General features: G+C 72.4%; 11 protein-coding genes. 7 read left to right on the plus strand and 4 right to left on the minus strand.

Features of this window, described 5'->3' with window-relative positions; all coding sequences use genetic code 11:
• Nucleotides 1-34 precede the first annotated feature (34 nt).
• A complete protein-coding gene (locus tag NQZ70_RS37100; RefSeq protein WP_237245700.1) occupies nt 35-1093 on the plus strand; it encodes a hypothetical protein in 1059 nt (352 codons plus the stop codon).
• A gap of 326 nt (nt 1094-1419) precedes the next feature.
• Nucleotides 1420-2133, plus strand: a complete 714-nt coding sequence (locus tag NQZ70_RS37105) for a hypothetical protein (protein ID WP_129578454.1) — start codon at nt 1420-1422, stop codon at nt 2131-2133.
• A 90-nt stretch (nt 2134-2223) separates the two neighbouring features.
• Here the strand turns inward: NQZ70_RS37105 and NQZ70_RS37110 are convergent, their stop codons facing one another.
• Together NQZ70_RS37110 and NQZ70_RS37115 are read right to left on the minus strand one after the other, a co-directional pair.
• Nucleotides 2224-2580, minus strand: a complete 357-nt coding sequence (locus NQZ70_RS37110; RefSeq protein ID WP_020739063.1) for an arsenate reductase family protein — start codon at nt 2578-2580, stop codon at nt 2224-2226.
• A gap of 114 nt (nt 2581-2694) precedes the next feature.
• A complete protein-coding gene (locus NQZ70_RS37115; RefSeq protein ID WP_237244382.1) occupies nt 2695-3855 on the minus strand; it encodes an SMP-30/gluconolactonase/LRE family protein in 1161 nt (386 codons plus the stop codon).
• A 198-nt stretch (nt 3856-4053) separates the two neighbouring features.
• Between NQZ70_RS37115 and NQZ70_RS37120 the strand changes: the two genes are divergently transcribed.
• From NQZ70_RS37120 to NQZ70_RS37130, 3 genes are all read left to right on the plus strand, one after another.
• Nucleotides 4054-5676, plus strand: a complete 1623-nt coding sequence (locus NQZ70_RS37120) for an ABC-F family ATP-binding cassette domain-containing protein (protein WP_129578456.1) — start codon at nt 4054-4056, stop codon at nt 5674-5676.
• Between the two features lie 104 nt (nt 5677-5780).
• Entirely contained in the window at nt 5781-8333 is a 2553-nt protein-coding gene (locus NQZ70_RS37125) for an ATP-binding protein (protein WP_129578457.1), read from the plus strand.
• 101 nt (nt 8334-8434) lie between these two features.
• A complete protein-coding gene (locus NQZ70_RS37130) occupies nt 8435-8692 on the plus strand; it encodes a hypothetical protein (protein ID WP_129578458.1) in 258 nt (85 codons plus the stop codon).
• Nucleotides 8693-8748: 56 nt separating this feature from the next.
• Here NQZ70_RS37130 and NQZ70_RS37135 read toward each other — a convergent pair whose 3' ends face one another.
• Entirely contained in the window at nt 8749-9123 is a 375-nt protein-coding gene (locus NQZ70_RS37135; protein ID WP_129578459.1) for a hypothetical protein, read from the minus strand.
• A 312-nt stretch (nt 9124-9435) separates the two neighbouring features.
• Complete coding sequence (locus NQZ70_RS37140; RefSeq protein WP_237244383.1) at nt 9436-10071, minus strand: hypothetical protein; 636 nt, start codon at nt 10069-10071, stop codon at nt 9436-9438.
• Nucleotides 10072-10473: 402 nt separating this feature from the next.
• On the opposite strand from NQZ70_RS37140, the gene NQZ70_RS37145 reads away from it, so the two are divergent.
• Together NQZ70_RS37145 and NQZ70_RS37150 are read left to right on the plus strand one after the other, a co-directional pair.
• The gene (locus NQZ70_RS37145; protein ID WP_129578460.1) at nt 10474-11322 is read left to right on the plus strand and encodes a hypothetical protein; all 849 of its coding nucleotides are present in this window, start codon (nt 10474-10476) and stop codon (nt 11320-11322) included.
• Nucleotides 11323-11507: 185 nt separating this feature from the next.
• Entirely contained in the window at nt 11508-11912 is a 405-nt protein-coding gene (locus NQZ70_RS37150) for a hypothetical protein (protein WP_129578461.1), read from the plus strand.
• The last annotated feature ends 20 nt before the right edge of the window (nt 11913-11932 follow it).

Raw genomic sequence — 11932 nt, forward strand, 5'->3', positions numbered from 1 at the left:
TCCACCGATGCGCTTCGCCTGGTCTGCGCCTGTAGTGAGCGGATTGCTGAGCATTGCTCTCACCGCTCCGGCGAGCGCGCAACCCGACACCGTGGCCGTGGCCGAGTCGCTCTTCAACCGCGGTCTCGCGGACATGCTGGCGGGCCGGCATTCGAAAGGCTGCCCTGCCCTCGCCGAGAGCTATCGGCTCGATCCTCGCCCAGGTCGGCTGTTCACCCTCGCCGAGTGCGAGGCCCAGTGGGGGCGCATCGCCACCGCCGTTGCGCGCTACAACGACTTTCTGGCGCTGTATTCCCGCATGTCGGAGGCCGAGAAGCTCCAGCAGATCGAGCGCTACAAGGTCGCGATCGAGCAGCGCGACACGCTCGCGCCGCTCGTGCCGCAACTCACGCTGTCGCTGCCGGACGACGCGCCCGCGGGCACGGTCGTGCAGCGCGACGGCATCACCCTCGAGGGGCCTGCCCTCGGCATTCCGCTCCCCGTCAACCCGGGAGAGCACGTCGTGACGACGAGGGCGCCGGGGGGGCCGCTGCACGAGGTGCGGTTCACGATCGACAGGTCCGACGCGAAGACAATCGCGCTCGAGGTGCAGCTCCCCCCCGAGGCGCCTCCGCCCGACAAGCCGGCGGCTCGGCCGCCCGACCCGCTCGGCGCGCCGCCCGCGAACGGCGCGAAGGGCGCCGCGGGGGCCCCGCAGGGGTCCGGGCCCAGCGGCCAGCGCGTCCTGGCGTACGTGGCGGGCGGGCTCGCGGTGAGCGGGCTGATCGTCGGCTCGGTGACCGGATGGATGGCGCTCAACGAGAGCAGCCGCGCGAACAAGGATTGCAAGGACGTCGGCCCCGGCGTGGCGGAATGCGACACCGCCGTCGCGAAGGCCGCCGGCGACCGCGCGAAGGACCTGGGGACGGTGAGCACGATCGGCTTCAGCGCCGGGGCGGCGCTCGCGGGCGCGGCGGTGCTGCTCTTCCTGACGGAGCCGTCCCCGTCCGGCCCGCAAGCCAGCGCCGCGCGCCGCCTGCAGGCCGGGACGGTGAGCTGGTCGCTGCTCGCCGGGCCGAGCGGCGGCGGCGTCGCGGTCCAGAGCCGGTGGTGAGCCAGCCCGCGCCCGTCGCCGCCGGCGCAACCGCGCCGTAACGCCGCGCCCGCGGCGCCCATCACGCTGCGCATGTCCGCGCGGCCGCGGCGGGCTCACGTCGCCTTGCGCCCCGCTTGCACCCAGGTTGCGGCGTCGCCTTGCACCCCGCTTGCACCCAGGTTGTGGCGTCGATGCAGGTGAATCCACGTCGGGATCTCCCCGACGCGTCGAAAACGTGCGCTTCGTCGGTGGACACGATGGACAGGATCCGGTGTAGCATCAATAAAAAACTACAGGCCGGCGCGCCCGGGCGGGAAGGTATGGCGATGAGGAAAGGACAATTCATGATCACGAAGACCACGATGGCCATGTTCGGGCTCGCGGCCTCTGGGCTGCTCGCGGGCTGCACGGAGACGCTCGACTCGAAGCAGATCCGCACCGGAGGGATCTCGGCGACGCTGGAGGCGACCGCCGAGAGCGCGTCGTCGACGAGCGTGAAGGCCACCCTCAAGGCGGGCGGCGACGAGAGCAACACCTACGTCATCCTGAGCACGGGCGACCGGATCTCGGCGACGGCGGACGGCGAGGAGGTCGAGATGTCCTCCGAGGACCCCGGTGTCTACGTGGCCCACTTCAACCTCGGGGAGGGAGGCACCGAGTTCACGGTGCGGCTGGACCGCGAGGACGACGACGACGCGCCGAACAACACCGGGACGCTCCCCGACCCGTTCGACCTCGAGGCGCTGCCCAAGGATCCGGTCCCGCGCGGCGAGGACCTCACGATCACGTGGGCGCCGAGCGGGTCGGGCGACGACATGGTGATCCACGTCGACGGCAAATGCATCTTCTCCAAGACGTTCGATGTCGGGGGCGATCCTGGGACGTACACCATCGGCGCGGACGAGCTGGAAGCGACGAGCTCGCAGAAGCCCGAGAGCTGCGATGTGGACGTCGTGATCAGCCGCACGCGCAGCGGCGCGACGGACAAGACCCTGGACCCGGAGAGCTCGTTCGAGCTGAGCCAGGTCCGGCAAGGCCGCTTCACCTCGGCGCCCTGAGGCGCCCTCCCTGCGCCTACCGGCAAGAGGCGACGTCGTCAGATCCAGACATCGAACGCCTGGCCCGGCTCGGAAAAGAACGCTGACGTCTCAGCCGAACAGCGCGGCGTAGTCGTCCTCGCGAAAGCCCACCAGCACCCGGCTCCCCTTCACCAGCACGGGCCGCTTGACGAGCTTCCCGTCCTCGGTGAGCCACCGCGCGACCTCCGCGTCGCTCGCGGCGTCCACCCGCGCCTTGCCGAGGGCGCGGTAGCTCTGCCCGCTCGTGTTGAGCCACCGGCGCACCGGGAGCCCGCTGGCCGGGATCCATCGGGCGAGCTCCTCGGCCGTCGGCGGCTCGTCGACGATGGGCCGCACGGCGACGTCGACGCCGCGCTCGCCGAGCCACTTCAAGGCCTTCTTGCAGGTGCTGCACCCGGAATACGAGAGGATCTGGACCTTGCTCATGCGGGCCCTTTGCCCTCGCGCGCGCGAGGTGGCAAGGCCCGCCGCTCCTTCTCCGCTGCTTTGCGCCCTGCGCCTCGCGTCGAATCGGATGGATCCGCCCGGCGGGCCGCGCCCTCAGTCGGGATAGCCGGGGATGTTCATCTGTATCGAATAGAGCGAGTCGCCCGCCGTGATGTAGAGCGTCTTCCGATCGACCCCGCCGAACGCGACGTTCGACGCCTCGATCATCCCCTCGATCGTGCCGAGCCTGGCGCCGTTCGGCGCGAGGACCTCGACGCCGCCCCTCCACCCGACGTAGAGGTTGCCCGCGCAGTCGACGCCCATGCCGTCGGCCTTCTCGAGGTTCGAGGCGAAATCGGAGGAGGGGCCAGGCGCGCCGCCTTCGTCCAGCGGATATCGCCGGATCCGGCCGATGCTGAACTCGGTGGCATAGAGGACGCGCCCGTCGGGCGAGAGCGCGACGCCGTTCGGCTCGTTCATCGTGCCCACGACGCTCACCTCGCCGGACGGCGACACGCGGTACACCGCCGTCGGCAGCTCCGGCCAGCCGGTGAGCTGGAACTCCGGATCGCTGAAATAGACGTTGCCGTCGGCCCGCACGGCGACGTCGTTCGGCGAGTTGAACCGCTTGCCCTGGTAGCCCTCGGCCACCGGGCGCCGCGCCTTCGTGCCGAGGTCGAAGGCGGAGATGCCGCGCGTGTCGTGGGTGCACGCGATCAGGTTCCCATCCGTGGACAGGGCGAGGCCGTTCGTCGAGCTGTTCTCGATGAACACGTCGAACGAGCCTGGAGGCGTGAACCGGCGCAGGGTCGCCGGCGGGCCGTTGAGCGGCGGCTGGTTCTGCTGCATGCGGCGAATGTCCGAGAAGAACAGCGCGCCGAGCTCGGCGACCCAGACCGGCCCCTCGACGTAGTCGAACCCGCCGCGCACCCGCTCCGCCCTGCGGTTCGCCGGCAGCGGATCGGCCGCATACGGCCCACCCGGGCAGATCCGCAGGTCGCCGCCCCCGCCGCCCCCGCCGCTCCCCGCCCCGGGCCCGCCCCCTCCGGACCCGCCGCCGCCCTCGCCGCCTGCCCCGCTCGCCGTCGTCGCCCCGCTCGCCGTCGTCGCCCCGCTCGCCGTCGTCGCCCCGCCCGTCGCGCCGCTCGCGCCCGCGCCGCCGCTGCTGCTCGTGGCGACCTGGCCCCCGGTGGAGCCGCCCGGATCGCCGCCCCCTTCCGAGGAAAATCCGGGAGAACCGGCGTCGTCACCACAGCCGCTCGCGGCCGCAGCCAAGATTCCGCATACGAACAGAGAAAATCGAGCTCTCATAAGCAAAGTTCTCCATCCCAAGGTGCGCACACGACGTGGATTTATCACAGGCCAGCCGCCGGTGTGGTCACCTCCTTGCGGCGGAAAAATTGCCACGTCGCGCGACGGGCCGTCTGGTATACGTGCGCGGAAAGGAGCCGCCTCTCCGCGGCAGCGCCCCTCGTGATCCGCCTCGATTCCATCAGCAAGCAGCACGGTAAGCAGATCCTCTTCCTCGAGGCCTCCGCGGCGGTGAACCGCGGCGAGAAGGTCGGCCTGGTGGGGCCGAACGGCTCCGGCAAGACGACGATCCTCCGGATGATCACCAAGGAAGAGGCGCCCGACGGCGGCCAGGTCGCGATCGACCGCGGCGTCACCATCGGCTACTTCAGCCAGGATGTCGGCGAGATGAAGGGCAGGAGCGCCGTCGCCGAGACCATGGACGGCGCCGGCCCGGTCTCCGTCGTCGCGGCGGAGCTCCGCGAGCTCGAGGCCGCGCTCGCCGACCCCGAGCGCATGGACGAGATGGAAAGCCTGATCGAGCGCTTCGGCCAGGCGCAGGCCCGCTACGAAGAGCTCGGCGGCTACGCGCTCGACGCCAAGGCGCGCGAGATCCTCGCCGGCCTCGGCTTCAGCCAGGCCATGATGGATGGCGACGTGGGCGCCCTCTCGGGCGGCTGGAAGATGCGCGTCGCGCTCGCGCGCATCCTCCTCATGCGGCCCGACGCGCTCCTGCTCGACGAGCCGACCAACCACCTCGACATCGAGTCGATCATCTGGCTCGAAGGGTACCTGAAGCAGTATCCAGGGGCGCTCGTCATGACCTCGCACGATCGCGAGTTCATGAACCGCATCGTCACCAAGATCATCGAGATCGACGGCGGCGAGCTCACCAGCTACTCGGGCAACTACGAGTTTTACGAGCAGCAGCGGGCCATCAACGAGCAGCAGGCGGAGGCGCAGTACGAGCGCCAGCAGGCGATGCTCGCGAAGGAGATGCGCTTCATCGAGCGCTTCAAGGCGCAGGCCGCCAAGGCGGCGCAGGTCCAGTCGCGCGTGAAGAAGCTCGAGAAGATCGACAAGGTCGAGCCGCCGAAGCGGCGGAGGACCATCCGCTTCGAGTTCAAGCCGGCCCCGCGCTCGGGCGACGACGTGGCGCGGCTCGACGGGGTCAAGAAGTCGTTCGGCGACCGCCCCATCTACGACGGGTTCGATCTCCTGATCCGCCGCCGCGAGCGCTGGTGCGTCATGGGCGTGAACGGCGCCGGCAAGTCCACGCTCCTCAAGCTGATCGCCGGGGCCTCCGCGCCGGACGCCGGCCAGGTGAGCGTCGGCGCCAGCGTCAAGCTGGGGTACTTCGCGCAGCACGCGATGGAGCTCCTCGACCCGACCCGCTCCGTCTGGGAGTCCATCGTCGCTGCCTTCCCCCAGGCCTCCATCGGCTCGCTCCGCACGCTCGCCGGCGCATTCGGCTTCTCCGGCGACGACATCGACAAGCCGTGTCGCGTGCTGTCCGGCGGCGAGAAGGCCCGCCTCGTGCTCGCGATCATGCTCTACGATCCGCCGAATTTCCTGGTGCTCGACGAGCCGACCAACCACCTCGACATGGCGACCAAGGAGATGCTCGTCGAGGCGCTCGCCTCGTTCGAGGGCACCATGCTGTTCGTCTCGCACGATCGCCGCTTCCTCGCCGCGCTGTCCAACCGCGTCCTCGAGCTCCTGCCCGACGGGCCGCGCGTCTACGGCGGCGGATACCTGGAGTATGTGGCCCAGAGCGGACACGAGGCGCCAGGCATCCGGAGCTGACGGCGCGGGCACCGCCCGGGAGCGACGCCCGCGCGCCAGCGCGACTCGGCGCGGAGCGCGAGGTGAACACGTGCTCAAGGTTTCGCGCTATCGTAAGGACCTCGATGGAGCAGCTCGGTAGACCGAACCCAAAGCGGCTCTCCGACTTCATCCAGCGCCACCACGACGCGGTCCTGGAGAAGTGGAAGCAGCGGGTCCAAGCGCTGAGCCCGGCGCGGCGGCTGTCGGATACGATGCTGACCGACCATATCCCGAGCGTCCTCGCGTACATCGCCGAGGCCACGGGGAGCGAGGGCGCAGACGCCTCCATCGACCGGAAGCTCCGCGGCATGCCCGGGCTTCACGCGCTGAACCGGCTGGCCCACGGGTACGACCTCTCCGACGTGGTGATGGAGTACGCGGCGCTCCGCGCCGTGATCCTGGAGCTCTGGGAGCGCGACGGCGGCGGGGACGGCGGGCGCGAGCTCATCCGGCTGAACGCGGCGATCGACGAGGCGATCGCGGGCGCCGTGTCGCATTACCAGGAGGCGCGCGTGCGCCTGCTCCAGGCGCTCGACACGATCTCGACGGCGGCCCTCGGCAGCAGCGACCTGGGCACCTTCCTGAAGGCGCTCATCCGCGCGACGCGGGAGGCGGCGGCCGCCGTGGACGTGGCGATCGTCCTGCTCGGGGACGGCCTCGAGGTGCACGCGACGGCCGGGCTCGACGATGGGCCGCTGCTCGGCCCGCCGCTCGATGCGACGCGGGAGTTCGCCCGCGCGGTGCTCGCGCTGCGCGGGCCCACCTCGCTCGACGCCGCGCTCCCGGCCCTGCCCGTGACGGCGCGCGAGATCCGGTCGAGGGGGCTGCGCGCCGTCTACGGCGTGCCGCTGCTCCACGAGGGGCACGCCATCGGCGTCGCGATCCTCGGCTCCCGCAACGCCAAGGAGTTCTCGGAAGAGGACATGCTGATGCTCCGCACGATGACCAGCCGGGCGACCGGGATCATCGTGCAGGCGCAGCTCGTCGCGAAGGAGCGCGCGTCGCGGCACCAGGCGGACGACGCCCGCGCGCTGCTCGCGACCGTGGTCGAGCAGATGCCGGCGGGGCTCATCATCGGCGAGCGGCAGACGGGGCGCGTCCTGCTCACGAACCGGCAAGCCACGGAGATCTTCCGGCAGTCGTTCGAGGGCATCCAGAGCATCGAGGGCTACACCGGCCGCGGCTTCCACCCGCGGTCGGGCAAGCCGTACGAGACGTGGGAGTGGCCGCTCGCGCGCACCGTCACGACCGGCGAGGTCGTGAACGACGAGGAGATCGACATCCTCCGCGGCGACGGCACGTGGGGGCGCATCCTCGTGCGCTCGTCGCCGGTGCGGGATCCGGACGGGCGCGTCTCGGCGGGCGTCGTCACCTTCTTCGACATCACCGAGCGCACGCGCGCCGAGCAGGGGCAGCGCTTCCTCGCGGCCGCGAGCGCCGCCCTGAGCGACAGCCTCGATCTCCAGGGCACGCTCGACCGGCTCGGCCGCCTCACGGTGCCCGAGCTCGCGGACTGGTGCGTCATCCAGACGCTCCCGGAGCTCGAGGCGGCGCGGCGGGTCACGGTGACGCACGCGGACCCGGAGACCGTGAAGAGGGCGCGCGCGCTCTTCCGCGAGATGGATCCGCCCCCGGCGCTGACGGCGCTGATGGAGCAGGTCCTCTGCTGCGAGCGCCCGGAGCTCGTCCGGGACCTGTCGCACCCGCTGCTCGCCTCGCTCGGCGGGCACGCCGCCTTCGGCCGGCTCGTCCGCGCGCTCGGGATCACGTCGGCCATGGTGGTCCCGATGGTGGCGCGGGGGCGCACGTTCGGCTGCATCACCCTGGCGACCGCGGAGTCCGGGCGGATCTACGACGAGGCGGACCTGGCGGTCGCGCACGATCTGGCGCAGCGGGCGGCGCTCGCCGCGGACAACGCCCGGCTCTACGAGGCCGCGCAGCGGGCGATCGAGCTCCGGGACAACGTGCTCGCCACGGTGTCCCACGACCTCCGGAACCCGCTGAGCGCGATCATCACCGCGGCCGCCGTGGTGACCAAGCGCGCGGCGGCGCGGGGGGAAAAGGGGGACGCGAAGGCGATCCAGGCGATCCAGCGGTCGGCGCACCGGATGGATCGGCTGCTCCACGACCTGCTCGACTTCGCGAGCCTGCGCGCCGGCCGGCTGGCGCTGCGCCGGCAGCCGCAGGACCCGCGGGAGATCAGCCGGGAGGCGGTCGAAACGTTCGAGCCGCAGGCCCAGGAGAAGGGGATCCACCTGGGCGTGGCGTCGACCGAGGACGTCCCGCTCGTCGTGTGCGATCGAGATCGCGTGCTCCAGGTGCTCTCGAACCTCCTGAGCAACGCGGTCAAGGTGACGGGCGCCCAGGGGTCGGTCACGGTGCGGTGCGAGCACCGGGAGGAGCACGTCGTCTTCTCGGTGGCGGACACGGGGCCGGGGATCCCGGAGGACGAGCTGCCCTACCTGTTCGAGCGGTTCTGGCGCGGCCAGCGGAACGGCTACAAGGGCACCGGGCTCGGGCTGGCCATCGCCCGGGAGCTCGTGGTCGCGCACGGGGGGACCATCCAGGTGGAGAGCTGCGTGGGCGTGGGGACCACGTTCCGGTTCACGATCCCCATCGGGAGCGCCGAGGGGTAGGCCGGCGGCGGGGGAGCCCGCGGTCAGCGCCGGGGCGGCCGCCCCGGGAGGGAGTGGACGATCGAGCGCGCCGGCCCCAGAGGCCTCCGGAAGGAGGAAACATGGGAGACGAGACAACGCGCGACCAGCTGGGCGCCCCGCGTCCCGAACGCGAGGTCAGCGAGGAGAAGCTGCCCCACCCGCAGGCGGACGTCCCCGGCGTGCGCGGGCCGATCACGTCCTCCGGCGAGCGAGAGGACGCGCCCCCCGGCGAGGTCGAGAGCTGGGGCAGCGAGGGCGGCGCCGGGTCGTACGAGGGGGGGCCGGTGATCTCGGACACGAAGCTCCCGGCGGGGAGATCGGGGCGTAAGCCTTCGTAGCTACATGTTTATCGGTCGATGATGCGGCCCGCGCCCCCCCCCGGATGGGCCGCCGGTCACGGCTGCTGCTGCTGCGTGGGCCTGGGCGCGCAGCGCTGCATGTAGGCGGGCTCGGGGCAGCCCTCGTGGGTCAGGATCTCGCCCTCCTGGCACTTCACGAGCGCGGCCCGGATGTCGAGGCACTTCCCTGGGCCCGCCTCCACGCACCGGTGCACCGAGGTGGTCCCGTTGGCGCAGCCGTCGAGCTGGCCCTCGGGGCAATCCAGGAGCGGCCCGACCGAGCAGTCGCGCTCCGGGGTCGGGCCGGTCGCCGTCGTCGACGTGCCCTGGGCCGCCTGCTGCCGGGGCGTGCAGGCGGCGCTCCCGGCGAGCGCGAACGCCGTAAAGAAGAAGAGCAGGCCCTGGCGGGGCGAGCAGCTGCGCGTGTTCATGCCGTCGTTCTCCGTGGGTGAGGCTGGGCCGGGGGCCGAAAGGCAGGTCGCCGACCAGCGCGCCCGGCAGACTACTCCACGGAATGAGGTCGTCCGGCGCTTTTGCCTGGGCCGCCGGAGGCCCCCGGGTCGGACCGCCGACCTCAACCTGGGTCGCCGACCTCAACCTGGGTCACCGACCTCAACCCGGGTCGGACCGCCCGCCTCAACCCGGGTCGGACCGCCCGCCTCAACCCGGGTCGGACCGCCCGCCTCAACCCGGGTCGGACCGCCCGCCTCAACCCGGGTCGGACCGGCCCGCCTCAACCCCGGTCAGAACGCGCCGCCGCCGTGCGCGAGCAGCGCCCAGCTGTCGCCGCCCGTCTGGCTCGCCGCACCCCGGACGGTCAGGTCGTCGAAGAACGCCGGTCGGAAGTTGAACCGGGCGCCCAGCTTGACGTTGCGCGTGACCAGCCGCTCCACCCCCACGGTGACCGGCACCGTCAGCGCGAACGCATCGCCTCCCTCGCCCGCCCAGCCCGCGTAACCCAGCCCCGCGACCACGAACGGCTGCACGATCGCCTCGTCGGCGCGCAAGACGTTGTAACGCAGCCCCGCGTCGAGCGACGTCAACACCAACGACCGGCCCATCGTCGGCCGCTGGTTCACCGAGCCGATGTAGTTGGCCTCGACGGCCACGCGCGGCGACATGCTCCCGGTCACGCGCACGTTCCAGGTGGGCCCGACGCCCGCGGTCCCCCCCAGGTAGCCCAGCATGCCGAAGCCGCCCTCGACCGCGATCGTCGGCTCGGGGATGCGCCGGATGAGCGGCTGATCCGCCGGAGGGACGTTGCCCGCCGGCCGATCGCGCTGGTCCTGTCGCCCCGCGCCCTGCGCCTCCGCCGCGCCAGCGAGCCCCATCAGGGCGGCGGCAGCCATGGCCGACGCCGCGAATCGTCGCGTGCTCATTGCAGTTCTCCCCCCCGGTGGACCGGTTCCGCCTCCGACGACCGCCTCGTGCACACCGCACGCCACGCGCGGCTGTGCATCCCGGGCTCGACGCCCTCGCCCGCGCCGCACGCACGCCCGCGGGCGCCGCCTCACGGCCGCATCCGCCGCCGAAACCGCTCCGCCGCTCGCACGTAAACCCGTACGCAGCATCAAGCGAGGCGCGCCGAGCCACCGCTCGCCCGGATCGGACGCCGCCCGCGGCCACGGCATCGCTCGGGTCAACGGTGACATCGAGCGAACGGGCGGGCAGACCGGGCAGCCCCCGATCGCCCTTCCCGTCTTCCTACCTTCCTGCTCCAGTGGAGAGCGCCACGTGATCACGGCCGCGAGCACCAACCCCATGAAATCCAGGAGACGAGCGTGAAGACGATCCGGACAAGGACACTGCTCCTCGTCGTGCTCGCGGCGGCCGCCCCGGGCGCGGCCGCCTGCCAGGGAGAGGCGCAACCCCTCGCGCCCGCCGCGACCGAGCTCAAGGCGCCGGAAGCGAAGGCGCCCGCCGCGGCGGCCTTCGCGATCGACCGGGCGCGCAGCAACGTCGAGCTCGCGATGGATGCGCCGCGAGAGAAGATCCGCGGCCGGATCGAGGGCGCCGCCGGGGGGACGTTGCAGGTCGATCCCACCGACATCACGAAGACGACGGGCCTCATCACGGTCGACCTCTCCACGCTCGAGCTCTTCCAGACCGCCGTGGGTGACGACGGCAAGCCCGGCGAGGAGAAGAAGAGCGACGTGCAGAACGAGCACGCGCGCACCTGGCTCGAGATCTCGAAGGACACGCCCGACGACGTCCGCGAGAAGAACGCCAGGGCCCAGTTCGCGATCCGGTCGATCTCGACCTCCGGCGAGAAGGACCTCTCGAAGCTGTCCGGCGCGGAGCGGACGGTGACCGTCACCGCGTCGGGCGACCTCCTGCTGCACCAGCGGCAGGCCCCGAAGACCGTGGAGCTCATCGCCACGTTCCGGTACGAGGGCGACAGGCCCGCCGGCGTCACCGTGAAGACCGCGAAGCCGTTCTCGGTCGGGCTGGCCGAGCACGACGTCCGGCCGCGCGAGGCGTTCGGCAAGCTCGCCCAGAAGACGCTCGAGGTGCTGGCGCCCAAGGTCGCCAAGGAGGCGGCGGTGTCGCTCGAGCTCACCGCGACCGCCGGCGCGGCGACCCCGCCGCCGGCGGCAGCCGCGGCGCCGGCGGGCAGCGCGGCGCGGTGAGCCGGCCGCCGCCTGCCCGGGAGCCAGCGCGGCGCGGTGAGCGGGCCGCCGCCTGCCCGGGAGCCATTGCGGCGCCGCGGCGGCTCTGAGATGACACGGCGCTCCGTGCGCCGCCGGGAAACCGGATCACGCCTCGCCCGTAGTGGGCGCAGGCCCGTCACGACGACAACCAGAGGAGCCACACGATGCTGTCGAAGAAGAGCATTTACGAGACCCTCGCCGCGCTGAGCGCCGGCGCCCTGCTGATGGGCGGCTGCGGCGCCGCGCAGGCGCCTGTCAACGCGACCGAGGTCCCCGCCGAGCAAGAGGCGACCCCGGCCGCGCCGGCCGAGCCCGCGCCGGCCGAGACGACCTCCGGCGACGCCGCCGCGGGCGCGAACGTCCCCGCGGCCCCGGCCGCGCCGGAGTCCGCCGCGCCGCCGAGCGACGCGCAGTCCGCCGCGACCTCGCCGCAGGTCGCGCCCACGGCCACCCCGGCCGCCACCGCGCCCACGCCGCCCACGCCGACCGCCGCGCCCAAGCCCGCCGCGAAGAAGGCGGCCGCCAAGAAGCCCGGCCACGCGGGCTGCGGCCAGGGCACCTGCGCCTGATCCCGGTCGGCCCCGCCCGC

The sequence above is a fragment of the Sorangium sp. So ce836 genome (assembly GCF_028553905.1).
Taxonomy (GTDB): domain Bacteria; phylum Myxococcota_A; class Polyangia; order Polyangiales; family Polyangiaceae; genus Sorangium; species Sorangium cellulosum_D.

Coding starts and splice junctions, on each gene's coding strand:
- NQZ70_RS37105 (WP_129578454.1), top strand. CDS start 1,420: ATGATCACGAAGACCACGATGGCCATGTTCGGGCTCGCGGCCTCTGGG.
- NQZ70_RS37110 (WP_020739063.1), bottom strand. CDS start 2,580: ATGAGCAAGGTCCAGATCCTCTCGTATTCCGGGTGCAGCACCTGCAAG.
- NQZ70_RS37125 (WP_129578457.1), top strand. CDS start 5,781: ATGGAGCAGCTCGGTAGACCGAACCCAAAGCGGCTCTCCGACTTCATC.
- NQZ70_RS37130 (WP_129578458.1), top strand. CDS start 8,435: ATGGGAGACGAGACAACGCGCGACCAGCTGGGCGCCCCGCGTCCCGAA.
- NQZ70_RS37135 (WP_129578459.1), bottom strand. CDS start 9,123: ATGAACACGCGCAGCTGCTCGCCCCGCCAGGGCCTGCTCTTCTTCTTT.
- NQZ70_RS37140 (WP_237244383.1), bottom strand. CDS start 10,071: ATGAGCACGCGACGATTCGCGGCGTCGGCCATGGCTGCCGCCGCCCTG.
- NQZ70_RS37150 (WP_129578461.1), top strand. CDS start 11,508: ATGCTGTCGAAGAAGAGCATTTACGAGACCCTCGCCGCGCTGAGCGCC.